At 44.2% G+C, this 1,014-nt stretch carries 1 protein-coding gene; it reads left to right on the plus strand.

Features of this window, described 5'->3' with window-relative positions; translation table 11 throughout:
- Positions 1-351: 351 nt before the first annotated feature.
- On the plus strand, positions 352-1,014 hold a 663-nt coding region (gene argC, locus A3729_RS27280; RefSeq protein ID WP_068634481.1), incomplete at its 3' end, for an N-acetyl-gamma-glutamyl-phosphate reductase.

The following is a 1,014-nucleotide window of genomic DNA, read 5'->3' on the forward strand; positions in this document are numbered from 1 at the left end:
GCTGAATAGTCGCCCGCATATTCTTGTGTTATCAGGGTTGAAGGGCCTAAAAAGACAGATGCAACTGCCGAGCAAAGCAACGCTAAAGAAGTAAGTGAGAACGAGTATTGTACGAATAGTAAGTAGCATGCTTGAGTCAGTTATGTCCGTAGGCGGCGATTATTATCGAGAGGATGAGTGCGTAAAACGATTATAGAGCGTTTTGTGTCACAGCTATATTGTTATACAAGCCATAAATTGTAATAAAATTGCCTTGCTTGGCATAGGGCTGGCTATAATTGCTTACAACCTTGCCGTTGATCTCGTGATATAATCGGCCGTTTTTTAAGATTCGAAATTTGGGGATATAAAGTGATAAAGGTAGGTATTGTAGGCGCGACTGGCTATACCGGTTCGGAGTTATTAAGATTATTGGTGCTTCATCCGAAGGTTGAAATTACTGTTGTTACCTCGCGTACTGAGAAAGGCCGCCCTGTTGCAGATATGTTTCCTCATGTTCGTGGCTACATCGACTTGCCTTTTACCGATCCTAGCGTAGACGAACTAGCTGGCTGTGATCTTATCTTCTTTGCAACGCCACACGGTGTGGCTCAGTCAATGATGTCTGAATTTATAGATTCCGGCTTGCGTACCATTGATCTTTCAGGTGACTTTCGTTTGAAAGATGTAGATGTATGGGAAAGTTGGTATGACCAGAAGCATGCCTGCCCTGAATTAATTCCTCAGGCTGCATATGGCCTGCCTGAAATCTATCGTGAACAAATTAAAGATGCCAAATTAGTTGCTTGCCCTGGGTGTTTTCCTACGGTTATTCAGTTGGGCTTTTTACCTTTAGTTGAGCAAGGCTTAGTCCAGGCGGATCGTCTCATTGCAGATGCTAAAACAGGCACCAGTGGTGCTGGGCGTGCAGCTAAAGTTGGTATGCTGTTATCGGAATGCGCTGATAGCTTTAAAGCTTACGGTGTTTCCGGGCATCGCCATTTACCCGAGATCCAGCAAATTTTGAGTGAAGCA

Source organism: Oleiphilus sp. HI0043 (assembly GCF_001634935.1).